The following is a 14,783-nucleotide window of genomic DNA, read 5'->3' as shown; positions in this document are numbered from 1 at the left end:
GTGGAGGTTTGAATTAAATTTAGGTAATTTGATAATTTCCAAAATAGTTTCAGCTTAGTTTTTTAGTACATTTGATTTCAAAATAATATTCTAATGGACGATAAAATAAGGTGCGGCTGGTGCAACTCTAGCGAATTGTATCAAAAATACCACGACGAAGAATGGGGAGTTCCGGTGTATGATGATCATAAATTATTCGAATTCCTACTCTTAGAAACCTTTCAGGCGGGCTTAAGTTGGATTACTATTTTAAATAAAAGAGAAAATTTCCGCAAAGGTTTCGATAATTTCGATTATATAAAAATAGCCCAGTATTCCGACGACAAAATCCAAGAATTACTATTGGATGCTGGGATTATTCGAAACAAACTCAAAGTGTATTCGGCGGTAACCAACGCTCAAAATTTCATCAAAATTCAGAAAGAATTCGGTAGTTTTTCCAAATACATATGGGCTTTTGTCGATGGAAAACCCATGAACAACAATCGAAAAAACTTAAGTGAAGTTCAAGCTACAACACCACTTTCTGACGAAATTAGCAAAGATTTAAAAAAGCGAGGCTTCAAATTCGTAGGTTCCACCGTTGTTTACGCCCACATGCAAGCCACTGGAATGGTCAACGATCATGTCGCCGATTGCTGGAAATTCTCTCAAACTAAGTTACATCTGTAACAACTTTAAACAATTAAACCTTTAAACCTTTAAACTTTTTAATTACATTTGCATCACACTTTAGGGGTGTCTACAAAATTGTAGGCTGAGATTTTACCCTCGAACCTGATCTAGTTCATACTAGCGTAGGAAAAAGTAAGATGACTTCCGTAGTCCCATTTTGGGGCAATAGTAGCCATTCCTAAAGTATAATTACATACTAAATTCAACAGGAATGGAGCTAAAAATCAACAATCAACACAAACAATTCGCCGCAGACAGTCTCACTGTTCAAGCACTTTTGGACTTGGAAATTCCCGAAAAACAAAACGGAATTGCCCTAGCCATCAACAATACCGTTATTCCAAAATCCGATTGGAATTCCCATCTCATCCAAGAAACCGACGACATTCTCATTATTTCAGCAACACAAGGAGGATAATAGGGCTGCTCGAGCGGGCAATCCATTTCAAGTCCGCAGTCAAAACCTCAAAAAAACAAAGTCCCAGAAAGAGCTTCCGTTGGTCGCTTTTCTACTCCTTGTTTTTTTTACGGTCTTGCCTTTACGGGCTTTCCTTTTCTATCCCTAGCAGGAATCAATAGCAATTTCAATTTCAATGACAATTTCAACGGCAATAGCAATGATAATTTCAATAAAAAAATCTGTGTATTCTCTTTAGCGAGTCCGTTTCATCGGTTTCCCCCTTATTCACAAACAACAACACTAATATAATAGACTTTAAGACATTCAACTTTTTAACTTTAAGACAAAAAACATGAACAACGAAGAAAAAATCTCAAGAACCCCGTTTCCCAATTCTACAAAAATTTACGTAGACGGAACCATTCACCCTATAAAAGTAGCGATGCGTGAAATTGCACTAGCCGACACTAAAATGTCGAATGGTCGCATCGAAAAAAATCCTCCCGTAACTGTTTATGATACTTCAGGGCCATTTACCGATCCTAATATCGAAATCGACATTCGCAAAGGATTGCCTCGCATCCGTGAACAATGGATTTTGGATCGTGGCGATGTCGAAGAACTAACTGAAATATCTTCCGAGTACGGGAAAAAACGCCTCAATGACGAAAAACTAAACGACTTGCGTTTCGAATATTTGCACAAACCCATGCGCGCCAAAAAAGGCGCTAATGTATCTCAATTGTATTATGCCAAACAGGGCATCATCACTCCCGAAATGGAATACATTGCCATTCGTGAAAACCAACGCATCGAACAAATCAATGCCCAAACCAAAGCCATGCAATGCCAACACGGCGGACACAGTTTTGGAGCCAATACCCCAAAATCTAAAATCACACCTGAATTTGTTCGTTCCGAAGTAGCCCGAGGTCGTGCTATTATTCCAAACAACATCAACCATCCTGAAAGCGAACCAATGATTGTGGGACGAAATTTCTTGGTAAAAATTAATGCCAACATCGGAAACAGTGCGGTGACTTCCTCTATCGAAGAAGAAGTAGAAAAAGCAGTTTGGGCGTGCCGTTGGGGAGCCGATACGATTATGGATTTATCTACTGGAAAAAACATTCACGAAACTAGAGAATGGATTATCCGTAACTCTCCAGTGCCAATCGGAACTGTGCCTATCTACCAAGCTTTGGAAAAAGTAAACGGAGTTGCCGAGGATTTAACTTGGGAGGTTTTCCGTGATACGCTTGTCGAACAAGCAGAACAAGGGGTTTCTTATTTTACTATTCACGCCGGTGTTTTATTGCGTTACATTCACTTGACTGCCGACCGTGTTACTGGAATTGTTTCTCGTGGTGGTTCGATTATGGCCAAATGGTGTTTGTTTCACCATAAAGAAAATTTCTTATACACCCATTTCGAAGACATTTGCGAAATCATGAAACAATACGATGTCGCTTTTTCATTAGGAGATGGTTTGCGTCCGGGTTCTATTGCTGATGCCAATGATGCTGCACAATTCGCCGAATTAGAAACTTTAGGCGAACTAACAAAAGTCGCTTGGAAACACGATGTTCAAGTTTTTATCGAAGGACCGGGTCACGTGCCCATGCACATGATTAAAGAAAACATGGACAAACAATTGGAACATTGTGACGAAGCTCCCTTTTACACCCTTGGGCCATTAACTACGGATATTGCTCCGGGTTATGACCACATTACATCTGCCATTGGAGCTGCTATGATTGGTTGGTACGGTTGCGCGATGTTGTGTTATGTCACCCCAAAAGAACACCTAGGTTTACCGAATAAAAAGGACGTAAAAGACGGTGTAATCACTTATAAAATTGCCGCACATGCTGCTGATTTAGCCAAAGGACATCCAGGTTCGCAATACCGGGACAATGCTTTGAGCAAAGCGCGTTTCGAATTCCGTTGGGAAGACCAATTCAATTTATCATTAGATCCAGATACAGCACGTGAATTTCACGATGAAACCCTTCCTGCCGATGGTGCCAAAGTAGCCCATTTTTGCTCGATGTGTGGACCAAAATTCTGTTCGATGAAAATCTCTCAAGAAATTCGTGACGTTGCGGAAGCCGAAAGAGGAATGCAAGAGAAATCAGAAGAGTTTATTGAGAAGGGGAAAGAAATTTATGTTTAAAAGAATTTAGATAATAGACGAAAAGACGATAGACTAAAACGAATCTATTATCTCTTCGCCCTTCATCTCTCATCTTAAATTAAAATGATTGTAATCACAAATCCAACGGCAATAGTCAATGAAATCGACACCATCCACGCTCTTTTTGAGAATGGATTGGAGTTGCTTCACATTCGAAAACCAGACTTTACAGTAGCTGAAATGGTAGCTTTTGTTAATTCAATTGGTTTAGACTTTCGCTATAAATTGGTTTTGCACAGTCATCCTCAATTAGCGGACGAATTAGGAGTTTCTCGACTTCATTTTACAGAAAAATCAAGAGAAATAATCAATCTAGAAACCTTGTATTTTTACAATCAAAAAGGTTTTCGATTATCGACTTCAACACATTCAATTGAAGATTTCAATAAATTGAATGCCATATTTGAATATGCTTTTTTGAGTCCTGTTTTTCCGAGTATTTCAAAAGTGGGTCATCAATCAAACATTGATTTGTTTGAAGCGATAAAATACAGAACAAATTTCGCAACTCAATTAGTTGGCTTAGGAGGAATTTCTCCAAAAAATAGTAAAACAACAATTGCTCAAGGTTTTGATAAAGTGGCTGTTTTAGGGGCTATTTGGAACAATGCAAATCCTATAGAAAATTTTAAATTATGTCAGTAAATCGCCCTTTCGTGCTTACAATTGCCGGTTTTGATCCTAGTGGCGGAGCTGGACTTTTGGCAGACATCAAAACATTCGAACAACATCGGGTGTATGGTTTTGCCATAAATACTGGCAATACCATTCAGACAGAAAATGAATTTTTTGAAATGCAATGGACCAACTTGGATTTTGTTTTAAAATCGATAGAAAAATTATTCGAAAATTACCAAATCAAGACAGTGAAAATCGGAATTGTTCCTTCTTTGGATTATTTAAAAGAAATTGTTTTTGCAATTAAAAGGCTTTCGCCAACAACAAAAATGGTTTGGGATACGGTTTTAAAATCAACAACTGAATTTGATTTTTTAAACATCGAAAACCAATCCAGCTTAATTGAAATTTTAGAAAATATAGATTTGGTTACGCCCAACTATTATGAGATTGAAAAGCTTTCTTTTGACGAAATAAATCCGGCCGAAATCGCTCAAAATCTAGCTATATATTGTGCTGTTTTGCTAAAAGGAGGGCATAATCCAGAAGAAATGGGTGTTGATTATTTATACTTAGCTGATTCATTTTTCAGGCTTTCGCCAAAAGAATCTTTGATTTATGAAAAACACGGCTCTGGCTGCGTATTGTCATCGGCTATAACTGCCAATTTAGCTTTAGATCAAGATGTTAAAATGGCTTGTAGCAATGCCAAAATTTATATAGAAAACTATTTATTAACCAACCAATCTAAATTAGGATACCATCATGTATAACAAATTACAATATATCTCCCAAGGAGATACGGTTCAAGCACAATTATATAACATTCACAAGGCATTGGACAGTGGTTGCGATTGGATTCAATTGCGTTTCAAAAACCAAAATGCTATCGAAGTTTTCACTTTGGCGGAAGCCGTTAAAACGTTATGCAATGAATATTTAGCCACTTTTATCATCAATGATAATGTTCATTTAGCAAAGCAATTGGATGCTGACGGGGTACATTTGGGTTTAAGTGATATGAATATTGAAGAGGCTAGAACCCTTTTAGGAAAAAACAAAATCATAGGAGGAACGGCCAATACTTTCGAACACGTTCTTCAAAGAGCAACTGAAAACTGTGATTACATTGGTTTAGGTCCGTTTCAATTTACAGCAACAAAAGAAAAATTAAGTCCGATTTTAGGACTAGATGGCTATCGTTTTATTATCGAGCAAATGAAATTCGATAAGGTCGAAATTCCAATTTACGCCATTGGAGGCATTTCGCTTGAAAATGTCGAAAGTCTTATGGAAACAGGGATTCACGGGATTGCAGTTTCGGGATTAATTACAACAAGTACTAATCCAGCTGAACTTATAACACAACTTAACGAAAAATTATATGTCAATATTTAAAATAGGAGACAAAATATTCGATTCTCGCCTTTTTTTAGGAACAGGAAAATTCGGTTCCAACCAACAAATGGAAGAAGCTATTTTAGCCTCTGGAAGTGAATTGGTTACCGTAGCACTCAAACGCATCGATTTAGAAACCGAAACCGACGCTATTTTATCACATCTTAAACATTCGCATATTAATTTGCTGCCTAATACTTCTGGAGCACGAAATGCTAAAGAAGCTGTTTTTGCAGCACAATTAGCCAGAGAAGCTTTAGAAACGAATTGGTTGAAATTGGAAATTCATCCCGATCCAAAATACTTAATGCCGGATGCTATTGAAACTTTGAAAGCGACGGAAGAATTAGCCAAATTAGGGTTTATCGTTTTGCCCTACATCCACGCCGATCCGGTTTTATGCAAACGACTAGAAGATGCAGGAACAGCGGCGGTAATGCCATTGGGTTCGCCTATAGGAAGCAACAAAGGATTAAAAACGATTGATTTTTTAGAAATTATCATCGAACAATCTAAGGTTCCCGTAATTATCGACGCTGGTATTGGTGCTCCATCTGATGCTGCCAAAGCAATGGAATTAGGTGCTGATGCTGTTTTGGTAAACACCGCAATAGCCGTTGCGGGAAATCCAAAACTAATGGCGGAAGCTTTTAGAGAAGCTGTAATTGCAGGAAGAAAAGCGTTTGAAGCCAAATTGGGACAACAATACAGTCAAGCAGTGGCTTCGAGCCCACTAACGGCTTTTTTGTATGAGTAATTTTTTTACTATTCAACCCTGTCAGGGTTCAAAACCCTGACAGGATTGAATTAAATATATTAACAATGAACACATTCAAAACGGTTTTTGAACAGTACGACTGGGATACTATTCAATCCAAGATATACCAAACTACGGCAAGAGATGTCGAGCAAGCATTGGCTAAAAACAATCGTAATATAGATGATTTTTTGGCCTTAATTTCGCCAGCTGCCCAAGCTTATTTGGAACAAATGGCTCAATTGAGTCACGAGTTAACCAAAAAGCGTTTTGGCAAAACCATCCAAATGTATGCGCCTTTGTATTTGAGTAACGAATGCCAAAACATTTGCACCTATTGTGGTTTTAGTTTGGACAATAAAATCAAACGAAAAACACTAACTGGAAGCGAAATCACATTAGAAATTGCAGAATTGAAAAAGGCGGGATTCGACCACGTTTTATTAGTAACTGGCGAAGCCAACCATACTGTGAATATTGATTATTTTCTGAAATCGGTGGCGCAAATAAAAAATGACTTTTCGACTATTTCCATCGAAGTGCAGCCATTATCTACTGAAGAATACGAACAATTACATGCTGCTGGAGTGTATTCGGTTTTGGTGTATCAGGAAACCTACCATCGCGATGTGTACAAACAATACCATACTAAGGGCAAGAAATCCAATTTCGATTTCCGTTTAGAAACTCCCGACAGAGTGGGTTCGGCGGGAATTCACAAAATAGGTTTGGGAGTTTTATTAGGGTTAGAAGATTGGCGCACCGATAGTTTTTTCAACGCCTTGCATTTGGATTACCTTCAAAAAACCTATTGGCAAACCAAATACACCGTGTCTTTTCCGAGATTGCGTCCTGCCGAAGGTGTCATAAAACCCAACTTCATCATGGACGATAAAGATTTGGCGCAGCTTATTTGTGCTTATCGATTGTGGAATGAGGATTTAGAAATTTCATTATCAACCCGTGAAAACGAAAAATTTCGAAACAACATCATTCCGCTAGGAATTACCAGTATGAGTGCCGGTTCTAAAACCAATCCGGGTGGTTATGTTGTGGATCCACAATCTTTGGAACAATTTGAAATCAGCGATGAGCGTTCCGCTCATGAAATTGCAGCACTTATTTCCAGTCGTGGCTATGAACCCGTTTGGAAAGACTGGGACAGAGTATACAGTCAAATGTCATAAAGTCCAAAGTCAAAAGACTCAACTTTACAATATAGATTAGCTTAAAACTTTCGACATTTTGACTTTCAAACTTTAAGACTTAAATAGAATGAGTGTAATACAAGAATTTTTACGATACAACCGGCAAACCATGTTGCCAGAAATAGGCGATTCGGGTCAAGAAAAACTAAAAAACGCTAAAGTACTTGTCATTGGCGCAGGTGGTTTGGGTTGTCCGATTTTGCAATATATTGCCACAGCAGGAGTTGGAACCATTGGGGTAGTAGATTTTGATAAAATAGAAATCCACAATTTGCACCGTCAAATTTTATATACTGAAAACCAAGTTGGCCAATGTAAATCCACCACTGCAAAAGCGGTTTTAGAAACTTTGAACCCCTTGATTAAAGTTATTGCTTATGAAGAAGAACTAACCACTGAAAACGCCACTCATATTATTCAAGATTTTGATGTTATTGTCGATGGTTGCGATAATTTTGCTACTCGTTATTTGGTCAATGATACTTGTGTGGCTTTGGGGAAATCATTGGTGTATGGTAGTATCTTAAAATTTGAAGGTCAATTGGCCGTTTTCAATCATCAAGGAAGTAAAAACCTTAGGGATTTATTTCCAGAGCCACCCAATCCGAAGGACGTTCCAAATTGTAATCTAAACGGGGTGTTAGGAACTTTACCTGGAATGATTGGAACGATGATGGCACATGAAACCTTAAAACTCATTATGGATTTACCGATATTAGAAAATGAATTGATGCTTTTTAACTCTTTGAATTGGAGTTTTGCTAAGTTGAAATTTTAGAAATGCAACGCATCACCCACAGCAATTGGGCCTTCATTTATACACATAATATTGGTTCCGAAAAAAACAGTATTATCAACTACACGGTAGGTGCTTAAGGTTTTTAAAGGTTCTTTCATCACAACACCTGTCTCTGGATTATTATTAACCATCACACATCTTCCGCAAGGTTTTGCGTTTATGAAGTGTACATTTCCTATTTGAAAGGTGTCAAAGGAATCCTCTTCGTGGGCAATTGTACTACTGATGACAATATTAGGTCTAAATCTGTTAATTGTTGTTTTTTCATCCAGTTTTTCATTTAAAAAATTCAAACTTTCAGAGCCAATTAACAAATATGGGAAACCATCCGCTAAGCTTACATTGAGTGTTTTATGAAGCTTTTCGCTCTTGTGTTTTCTATCGCCTTTGTTAACAATTTTCACCAGTTTGCAACGAAAGCCAAGTGCTTCACTAAACCATTTTGAAGTTCCTTTATTTACTTCTTGAACCACAGTTTCATCGTCCCAAACTTTTGATAGAAGAGGTTCCTCTAAACTTTCGCTTATTGAAAATTCGTGGACTGAATCTTCAAAAGAAATTTCTATTTTATTTCCTTTAATTTCAGGATAAAACTGACTTAAAATGGGGTTTTCTCGTTGAGTTATAAACTGATTTTCTTGATTCATTAACATCCATCTGCGGTCGTTTTCAAAACCCATTTCCTCAGCTTTGGCACTGTCGACAGTAATTCCAGCCAAGCTTTTGATGGGATAGATAAACAATTCTGTCACAACATAATTCATAACATTTATTTTTTTAGAAGCTTCATAAATTCCGTTCTGCCAATTTCGCGGCAGCCCAAACTTTCCAGATGTTCGTTATATACCTGACAATCTAATAATTGGTAATTGTTGTTTTTTAATTCTTTTACCAAACTAATAAAAGCCGCTTTTGAAGCATTTGAAACTGTAGAAAACATGCTTTCACCACAGAAAATATGTCCCAAATCGATGCCGTATAATCCGCCAACTAATTGGTCATTTTGCCAAACTTCTACTGATTTTGCAATTCCCAATTCGTTTAATTTACAATAAGCTTCAATCATATTGTTAGTAATCCAAGTTCCGTTTTGACCTTGGCGTTTTATTTTTTGACAGTTCGAAATCACTTCCCGAAAATTTTCATTAAAAGTGACTGTAAAAATATTTCGATTCAAGATTTTTCGCATACTTTTCGAAACTACTAATTCATCCAAAAACAAAACCATTCTGGGGTTTGGCGACCACCAAAGAATAGGGTCATCTTTTTCAAACCAAGGGAAAATGCCGCTATTGTAAGCCAGAAGTAATCGTTCTGGAGACAAATCGCCACCAATGGCGAGAATTCCTTCTTCATTAGTAAGGGAAACAGGAGGGAACAATAATTCTTTAGATAAAAAATACATAGTTTAGAACAAAAGTATAAATTTGGCAAAGCTAATTTACATTTTATAATTCAAATCTAAAATTTTATAAAAGTCTAATGAGAACCCAACTTTTAACTTTATTATTTTCCGTATTCGTTTTTATAGGTAATGCACAATCTCATGACACCATTACTGCTACAATAAATCGGAACAAAATTACCTGTAAACAATTCATTGCACCGGCTGCACTGATTACTGTGGGAACCTTAATTTTAAACACAAACCTCAATAAAGAGTTACAAGTAAACGCTCGGAATTTTTTCGGTAATGATTTTCATACTTCCGCAGATAATTATCTTCTCTTTGTTCCTGCTGCCCAAATATATTTAGGAAAATCTTTGGGGTTCCAACCAAAAAATGATTTTCAACATCAAACCATCAATATCGTTATTGCAAATGCGATTGCGGTTGCTGCAACCGAAATTATAAAACACGCTGTTGGCGAAGAAAGACCTGATTTGTCAGATAATTTGAGTTTCCCTTCTGGTCATACTACTATTGCTTTTACAAATGCGGCACTTTTGTATTATGAATTTAAAGATTCAAATATATGGTATGCCAGTAGTGGTTTTTTGTTTGCCACTGCCACTGCAGCGTTACGTGTTGCTAATAACAAACATTATACTTCGGATGTGCTTGCAGGAGCGGGAATAGGAGTGGTTTCTGGACTTATAGTTTCCTATTGGAATCCGTTTAAGTCGGTGACATTTGGAAAAAATAGAAAATCGACAGCTTATGTTTTTCCTCAAATAGGCAGTCAAATAGGGTTGGGGGCACTAATTCAATTTAATTAGCTAAGAAGCAAAAAAAATGCCTTGAAAATTTTCAAGGCATTTTTTTGAGTTATTTTTAGAAAGGCAAATCGTCTGGTTCGTCTTCGTTTAAACTTGTTGCTGGTGGAAAAGCTGCTGCTGCTGGAGCTGGAGGAGCTTGACCTGCTGGCACTGCTGATTCTGCTTTTCCAATTCTCCATCCTTGGATTGTATTGAAATAAACGGCTTCTCCTTGTGGATTGATCCATTCTCTTCCTCTTAAATTAATGTCGATTTTTACGGCATCTCCAACTTGGAAACTATTTAATAAATCACATTTGTCTTGAACAAATTGTACTAATATACTTTGTGGATATTGCTCATCAGTTGTAACAACAACATCTCTTTTTTTGAAACCTGCAGATCCAACTTCTTTAGTTTGATCGATCATTTTGATTTTTCCTGTAACTTCCATCTTAATTTATTTATATTTATTGTTCTTATTTTTGTTTAGATTCCTTTGGCAAGAAGCAGTTTCCAAGCTGAAATAGTGTCTGAATTATCCAGATATTCCTTTGCTTTTTGGTGAATTGTTAGCACATCATCAGAACTTAAAACTCCCTTTATCACAAAATTTTGGTTTACAAATATATCAATTTCTTCATTAGTAGGCAAACAATTGATGTTTCCTAATTTGCCTAAATCATTACCTTTAAATACAGGACTTTGTTTTACAAAATCTGGAATAGCATCTACTCCTATTCCCAAAGTGTGTATTGGTTTTTCAACTTCAAACAAGCCCATTTTTGCCCTTGAATACCAATTGGCTCCCATTCGAGCAACAAGGTCGATTTTTTCGGGATCAATTGCTCCTTTTTCGTCGAGAATGCTATCGTTGATGTGAATTTTGACCACCTCACAAATAATTAAATTTCCTGCTCCACCTTCTTTTCCTAAGGCAATTATTTCGTTGACTACGCATTCAAATTGAACTGGAGATTCGGAAACGCGATAAGGTTTTACACAATCTGATGGTATTGGTGTCAGTCCAGATTTTAGAAATTCATTTATTCCTTCAGGATATTCCGCACTGGACAAGGACATTTGTTGAACAATTTCAAAATTAACAACATTTATGACGACTTCTCTAGTGGCTTCACAGTTGATTAAAGTGTGCTTTTCGGTGTTGTCTCTGCCTCTTCGTAAAGGAGAAAAAACAAGTATGGGTGGATTGGCACTAAAGACATTAAAAAAGCTAAATGGAGCTAAATTCGCTTTTCCTCGTTTACTTATTGTACTAGCAAAAGCAATAGGTCTCGGTGCAATGGCGCCTTGTAAATAGCTTTGTAATTTAGCAGGAGTAAGATCCTTAGGTTCAATACTAATCATGTGAATTCGATTTAAACAAAAATAAGGAATAGGATAGAACTTATGCTGTTAATTGGCAAAAAAAGTGAGGCTTCAAAATGGAGTAGTCATGATAACTTCACTTTGTTTTTGTTTTAATTGGAGTTCAGTGAACTTCGTTTGAAGTGGAAATCCTCTACTAACCCGTTAGGGTAGTATAGATAGCAGCGGACAGCAGGACAAAGCTCCAAAAAAAACAATTTGAAAAATCTCGAAGTATAAATACAATCTTACGTACATAATTTCGTTATATTTATGCCACAAATTTCAATTTATGCAGTTTTCTGAAAGTAGAAATACCACTCGATGGATTATCATTTTTGTATCTTTTTTTATAGTTTCATTAATTCTCTGGAACACTTACACTTTTTTCCAAATTTTCAAACAAGAAGAACGTTTGAAAATGAATTTGTGGGCTAATGCTCAAAAAACTCTTATCAATGCAGGTGAAAATACGGATTTAGAACTTCCGTTGGAAATCTTCAAAAACAATACATCGATTCCAATTATTCTTACCGAGAATGACTCTATAATTAACACGGTTAATATTGATGAGGAAATTGTAGCTAACTACAAAAAAGCTGTTTCTTTTTTAAAGGGATTAAAAAGAGAAAATGATCCAATTGTTATCGAATATGTACCTGGAAAGTTTCAAAAACTGTATTATGGGGATTCGGCCTTATTGAATAAATTAAAATATTATCCCATCGCTTTACTGCTTATCATTGTGCTCTTTGCAGGTCTTGTGTATAATTTTTATAAAAGCACTAAAATGGCAACTCAAAATAAACTTTGGGCAGGAATGGCAAAGGAAACGGCCCATCAAATAGGGACACCTCTTTCTTCTTTGATAGGTTGGGTTGAAATTTTGAAGACGGAAGAGGTTGATAAAACGACCATTATGGAAATGGAAAGAGATATAGATCGCTTGCAAACCATTACCGAACGTTTTTCTAAAATTGGTTCTGAGCCTATATTAGAAAATAAAGATATTATTGAGGAAACTCGGATATCCTATCATTATTTGCAATCGCGTTTTTCTAAACAAGTAGAATTTACCTTTACAGGACCGGAAGCTCCAGTTATTGTATTGTTAAATCCAACTTTGCATAGCTGGACGATAGAAAACCTAGTAAAAAATGCCATTGATGCGATGAAAGGGAAAGGGAAACTGAATCTTGAAGTATTACATGAAGGAGGATTAGTAAAGATAAATGTTTCGGATACTGGAAATGGAATACCTAAAAGTCAATTCAATAGTGTGTTTGAACCTGGATTCACTACCAAAAAAAGGGGTTGGGGCTTGGGTTTGTCTTTAACTAAAAGAATTGTAGAAGAATACCATAAAGGAACTATAAAAGTGTTGCAATCCGAGATTGGAAAAGGAACTACAATGCAAGTAAGTTTTAAAGTAACGGAATTAATTTAAAGGAATTCCAAACCAAGTGACTTTAGAAAACATTGATTTTCTGGCTATTTTAGATTTGCTTAAATAGTCTTTTACAAATAATTCTTGTTTTTCAACTTGAGTCAAGGCATCATAAATAGATTTTCTTAATGAAGCCAAATTAGCGCTATTTCCACTACCTACTGCAGCTAAATTATCTAAATTATTTTGGCAATTAACCAAATTGTCTTTTGGATTTTGAATCATTTTATTGATTTCATAATCTGCTAAAATGGGTTTGAATTTATTGTTTTTATAATAAATAAAATCATTAAACAAAGCAATTGCTTGATTATATTCATCGGTGATTGTATTTATTTTTTCGACATTTAAATTGTGATTTACCACTTCTTGTTCCTTCTTTCTGCTGTTTAGATATTCTTGTATCAATTGGTTTTTGACACCGTTTTTCTCAATTCTTTTTCTCGATTCCCATATTTTATCACTTTCTGATAAGGAAAGGGTTTTCTCTATTTCTTTTTCGAAGTTAAAAAACGGCTTCGATTTATTAATTTGGATTTTCCCATCATAAAACTCTTGATTAGTAATAGGATAATTTAAAAATTGCCATAAATAATCAAAAGGAATATGCGAAGCAATACTTTTTTCTGGTTCTGTTTTGAAATAATAATTGTTTAGTTTTTTGACAAATATTCCGTTTTTGACAAATCCAGCACCCCAAGTGGGATCAAAAACATACCATTTGCTATCAATTTTAGCGGCACACCAAGCGTGGGATAGAGTGGATATTATCCGGTTTTGTTGGGTATAACCAACTATAATGTGGGATTGAATGCCAATTTTATTAGCGATGTCATTGAAAACTTCGGCATAATGGATACAAACCCCTTTTCTAAGTTTTAAAGTAGTTGTTATTTTTTCTTGTGAAGTTTCATCTGAGTTTTGGGCGAACATATTTTTAACATCATAACTTATATTTGATGCAGTCCAAAAAAAGGCGGCACGAATTTTATCGTTTTCTGTTTTGAAATAGGTGTTAATATAATTAGCAATTGTCTCTGTAGAAGCTGAAGCATTGGAAGGAATCGCAATCATTTTTGCATCTACAATAGCGTAGTTAGTATTTAACTGTCCAAAACTTAGTGTGGAGATAAAGAATAAAAGTAGTAAATAAATGTTTTTCATATTACAGTTTTGATTACAAATTAAAAGGGAATAGGTTTTTGCCTATTCCCTTTTTTAACGAAAATCATTCCAATTTGTTTTATTTAAAAATATAATTATAAATTGGCTTTAATACTTTCGGCCAAAGCTTCAAATTCAGCTGTTGACATTGCAACTTTTTTATGGAAACGCATATCGTCCATAGTGTTTAAGGGAATCAAATGTACGTGAGCATGTGGCACTTCGAGACCAATTATAGTCATGCCGATTCTGTCACAGGGAACCGTTTTTTTGATGGCAGCAGCAATCTTTTTAGAAAATTGCATTAATCCCAAATACAATTCATCGTCAAGGTCAAAAAGTTTGTCCACTTCCTTTTTTGGCACACATAAAGTATGTCCTTTTGTATTAGGATTGATGTCTAAAAATGCAAAGAAATTATCGTCCTCGGCTATTTTGTAGCAAGGGATTTCTCCATTTATTATTTTGGTAAAAATACTTGACATAGTAGAAAGGGGTTAATCGTTTAACTGGTTAGTTGCTTAATCGTTTAAACAGTTATACGATTAAGCAG

17 protein-coding genes and 1 riboswitch are annotated in these 14,783 nt (G+C 35.9%); of the genes, 11 read left to right on the top strand and 6 right to left on the bottom strand.

What is annotated here, in order from left to right; genetic code table 11:
• Positions 1–93 precede the first annotated feature (93 nt).
• The 9 genes from E0F76_RS11500 to E0F76_RS11460 all read left to right on the top strand — a co-directional run bounded on the left by E0F76_RS11500 (position 94) and on the right by E0F76_RS11460 (position 8,031).
• The gene (locus E0F76_RS11500) at positions 94–672 is read left to right on the top strand and encodes a DNA-3-methyladenine glycosylase I (RefSeq protein WP_132005886.1); all 579 of its coding nucleotides are present in this window, start codon (positions 94–96) and stop codon (positions 670–672) included.
• A 52-nt stretch (positions 673–724) separates the two neighbouring features.
• Positions 725–821: riboswitch (TPP riboswitch) on the top strand.
• A gap of 65 nt (positions 822–886) precedes the next feature.
• Entirely contained in the window at positions 887–1,093 is a 207-nt protein-coding gene (thiS, locus tag E0F76_RS11495; protein ID WP_132005883.1) for a sulfur carrier protein ThiS, read from the top strand.
• A gap of 334 nt (positions 1,094–1,427) precedes the next feature.
• Positions 1,428–3,251: a phosphomethylpyrimidine synthase ThiC gene (gene thiC, locus E0F76_RS11490; RefSeq protein WP_132005880.1), complete on the top strand. Its 1,824-nt coding sequence runs from the start codon at positions 1,428–1,430 to the stop codon at positions 3,249–3,251.
• Positions 3,252–3,335: 84 nt separating this feature from the next.
• On the top strand, positions 3,336–3,917 hold the full coding sequence (locus E0F76_RS11485) for a thiamine phosphate synthase (protein WP_132005877.1): 582 nt from the start codon (positions 3,336–3,338) through the stop codon (positions 3,915–3,917).
• The gene (locus E0F76_RS11480; RefSeq protein WP_132005874.1) at positions 3,908–4,663 is read left to right on the top strand and encodes a hydroxymethylpyrimidine/phosphomethylpyrimidine kinase; all 756 of its coding nucleotides are present in this window, start codon (positions 3,908–3,910) and stop codon (positions 4,661–4,663) included. The genes E0F76_RS11485 and E0F76_RS11480 overlap by 10 nt, the downstream gene beginning before the upstream one ends.
• Complete coding sequence (locus tag E0F76_RS11475; RefSeq protein ID WP_132005871.1) at positions 4,656–5,288, top strand: thiamine phosphate synthase; 633 nt, start codon at positions 4,656–4,658, stop codon at positions 5,286–5,288. The genes E0F76_RS11480 and E0F76_RS11475 overlap by 8 nt, the downstream gene beginning before the upstream one ends.
• On the top strand, positions 5,275–6,045 hold the full coding sequence (locus E0F76_RS11470) for a thiazole synthase (RefSeq protein ID WP_132005868.1): 771 nt from the start codon (positions 5,275–5,277) through the stop codon (positions 6,043–6,045). Before E0F76_RS11475 ends, E0F76_RS11470 begins: the two co-directional genes overlap by 14 nt.
• A gap of 65 nt (positions 6,046–6,110) precedes the next feature.
• Entirely contained in the window at positions 6,111–7,232 is a 1,122-nt protein-coding gene (gene thiH / locus E0F76_RS11465; protein ID WP_132005866.1) for a 2-iminoacetate synthase ThiH, read from the top strand.
• An 88-nt stretch (positions 7,233–7,320) separates the two neighbouring features.
• The gene (locus E0F76_RS11460; RefSeq protein WP_132005863.1) at positions 7,321–8,031 is read left to right on the top strand and encodes a HesA/MoeB/ThiF family protein; all 711 of its coding nucleotides are present in this window, start codon (positions 7,321–7,323) and stop codon (positions 8,029–8,031) included.
• On the opposite strand, the gene E0F76_RS11455 is transcribed toward E0F76_RS11460, so the two are convergent.
• Positions 8,028–8,816, bottom strand: coding sequence for an MOSC domain-containing protein (locus E0F76_RS11455; RefSeq protein WP_132005860.1), 789 nt, complete (start codon positions 8,814–8,816; stop codon positions 8,028–8,030). The two genes, E0F76_RS11460 and E0F76_RS11455, sit on opposite strands and share 4 nt — an antisense overlap.
• 5 nt (positions 8,817–8,821) lie before the next feature.
• Complete coding sequence (aat, locus tag E0F76_RS11450; RefSeq protein ID WP_132005857.1) at positions 8,822–9,457, bottom strand: leucyl/phenylalanyl-tRNA--protein transferase; 636 nt, start codon at positions 9,455–9,457, stop codon at positions 8,822–8,824.
• Positions 9,458–9,534: 77 nt separating this feature from the next.
• Here aat and E0F76_RS11445 point away from each other — a divergent pair, with 77 nt between their 5' ends.
• Positions 9,535–10,272 carry a phosphatase PAP2 family protein gene (locus E0F76_RS11445; protein ID WP_132005854.1) on the top strand — a complete coding sequence of 246 codons (738 nt, stop codon included), beginning with the start codon at positions 9,535–9,537 and terminating at the stop codon, positions 10,270–10,272.
• Positions 10,273–10,327: 55 nt separating this feature from the next.
• Here E0F76_RS11445 and E0F76_RS11440 read toward each other — a convergent pair whose 3' ends face one another.
• Entirely contained in the window at positions 10,328–10,705 is a 378-nt protein-coding gene (locus tag E0F76_RS11440) for a DUF3127 domain-containing protein (protein WP_132005851.1), read from the bottom strand.
• 35 nt (positions 10,706–10,740) lie between these two features.
• Positions 10,741–11,619: a flavin reductase family protein gene (locus tag E0F76_RS11435; RefSeq protein WP_132005848.1), complete on the bottom strand. Its 879-nt coding sequence runs from the start codon at positions 11,617–11,619 to the stop codon at positions 10,741–10,743.
• A 292-nt stretch (positions 11,620–11,911) separates the two neighbouring features.
• Here E0F76_RS11435 and E0F76_RS11430 point away from each other — a divergent pair, with 292 nt between their 5' ends.
• Entirely contained in the window at positions 11,912–13,066 is a 1,155-nt protein-coding gene (locus E0F76_RS11430) for a sensor histidine kinase (protein ID WP_132005845.1), read from the top strand.
• Here E0F76_RS11430 and E0F76_RS11425 read toward each other — a convergent pair.
• Positions 13,058–14,230 carry a transglutaminase domain-containing protein gene (locus E0F76_RS11425; protein ID WP_132005842.1) on the bottom strand — a complete coding sequence of 391 codons (1,173 nt, stop codon included), beginning with the start codon at positions 14,228–14,230 and terminating at the stop codon, positions 13,058–13,060. The two genes, E0F76_RS11430 and E0F76_RS11425, sit on opposite strands and share 9 nt — an antisense overlap.
• 95 nt (positions 14,231–14,325) lie before the next feature.
• Entirely contained in the window at positions 14,326–14,715 is a 390-nt protein-coding gene (locus E0F76_RS11420) for an HIT family protein (protein ID WP_132005839.1), read from the bottom strand.
• Between the last annotated feature and the right edge of the window lie 68 nt (positions 14,716–14,783).

Source organism: Flavobacterium cellulosilyticum, from assembly GCF_004349355.1.
Taxonomy (GTDB): Bacteria; Bacteroidota; Bacteroidia; order Flavobacteriales; family Flavobacteriaceae; genus Flavobacterium; species Flavobacterium cellulosilyticum.
This window is presented reverse-complemented; position numbering and strand designations above follow the sequence as displayed.

Excerpts from the sequence above, each read along its gene's own strand:
- E0F76_RS11500 (WP_132005886.1), top strand. The coding sequence starts at position 94 with ATGGACGATAAAATAAGGTGCGGCTGGTGCAACTCTAGCGAATTGTAT.
- E0F76_RS11475 (WP_132005871.1), top strand. The coding sequence starts at position 4,656 with ATGTATAACAAATTACAATATATCTCCCAAGGAGATACGGTTCAAGCA.
- E0F76_RS11470 (WP_132005868.1), top strand. The coding sequence starts at position 5,275 with ATGTCAATATTTAAAATAGGAGACAAAATATTCGATTCTCGCCTTTTT.
- aat (WP_132005857.1), bottom strand. The coding sequence starts at position 9,457 with ATGTATTTTTTATCTAAAGAATTATTGTTCCCTCCTGTTTCCCTTACT.
- E0F76_RS11425 (WP_132005842.1), bottom strand. The coding sequence starts at position 14,230 with ATGAAAAACATTTATTTACTACTTTTATTCTTTATCTCCACACTAAGT.
- E0F76_RS11460 (WP_132005863.1), top strand. The coding sequence starts at position 7,321 with ATGAGTGTAATACAAGAATTTTTACGATACAACCGGCAAACCATGTTG.
- E0F76_RS11445 (WP_132005854.1), top strand. The coding sequence starts at position 9,535 with ATGAGAACCCAACTTTTAACTTTATTATTTTCCGTATTCGTTTTTATA.
- thiH (WP_132005866.1), top strand. The coding sequence starts at position 6,111 with ATGAACACATTCAAAACGGTTTTTGAACAGTACGACTGGGATACTATT.
- E0F76_RS11455 (WP_132005860.1), bottom strand. The coding sequence starts at position 8,816 with ATGAATTATGTTGTGACAGAATTGTTTATCTATCCCATCAAAAGCTTG.
- E0F76_RS11485 (WP_132005877.1), top strand. The coding sequence starts at position 3,336 with ATGATTGTAATCACAAATCCAACGGCAATAGTCAATGAAATCGACACC.
- thiC (WP_132005880.1), top strand. The coding sequence starts at position 1,428 with ATGAACAACGAAGAAAAAATCTCAAGAACCCCGTTTCCCAATTCTACA.
- E0F76_RS11435 (WP_132005848.1), bottom strand. The coding sequence starts at position 11,619 with ATGATTAGTATTGAACCTAAGGATCTTACTCCTGCTAAATTACAAAGC.
- E0F76_RS11430 (WP_132005845.1), top strand. The coding sequence starts at position 11,912 with ATGCAGTTTTCTGAAAGTAGAAATACCACTCGATGGATTATCATTTTT.
- E0F76_RS11480 (WP_132005874.1), top strand. The coding sequence starts at position 3,908 with ATGTCAGTAAATCGCCCTTTCGTGCTTACAATTGCCGGTTTTGATCCT.
- thiS (WP_132005883.1), top strand. The coding sequence starts at position 887 with ATGGAGCTAAAAATCAACAATCAACACAAACAATTCGCCGCAGACAGT.
- E0F76_RS11440 (WP_132005851.1), bottom strand. The coding sequence starts at position 10,705 with ATGGAAGTTACAGGAAAAATCAAAATGATCGATCAAACTAAAGAAGTT.
- E0F76_RS11420 (WP_132005839.1), bottom strand. The coding sequence starts at position 14,715 with ATGTCAAGTATTTTTACCAAAATAATAAATGGAGAAATCCCTTGCTAC.